Annotated in this window: 1 protein-coding gene; it reads left to right on the plus strand. The window is 63.1% G+C overall.

All coding sequences use genetic code 11. The features are described 5' to 3' along the window. Positions 1-548, plus strand: a 548-nt coding sequence (locus tag HFP08_RS28935) for a hypothetical protein (protein WP_168124088.1), incomplete at both ends; no start/stop codon positions are given.

Here is a 548-nt window from a genome sequence, read left to right on the forward strand (position 1 = left end):
ACGGTGACGCTGTATGACGACCAGGACCAGGCGGTGTCGAGCGCTCCGGCGGATCAGGGCGGAGGCGTGTGGCGCTTCAGCGGACTGACGGCGCGAAGCGACTATTATGTGGTGCAAAGCATAAATGGTGTGGTGAGCCTCCCCTCGTCAATCGTGACGGTTCAGCCGGATATTCCGGCGGCGCCAAGCGCGGCGGGCGGCGAGGAAAGCATCACGGCAAGCAACTTCACGTCGGGCGCGACGCTGAAGCTGTATCTAACGAACGGAAATCTGCAGGACACGGCGACGAACGTGACGGATGCGACGTACACCTTCGATAACGTGGAGCCGAACAGTCTGCAGTTTTATGTAACGCAGACGGTGGGCGGCGAGGAGAGCGAGAACTCTAGCTTTGTGGGCGCGAGCCTGTGCACGCCGTCGGCAGCGGCGGGCATCGGGTATGTGGATGTAACGAACGTCTACGCCGGCGCGACGGTGACGCTGTATGACGACCAGGACCAGGCGGTGTCGAGCGCTCCGGCGGATCAGGGCGGAGGCGTGTGGCGCTT

This window comes from Paenibacillus sp. HB172176, assembly GCF_011947265.1.
GTDB lineage: Bacteria > Bacillota > Bacilli > Paenibacillales > Paenibacillaceae > Pristimantibacillus.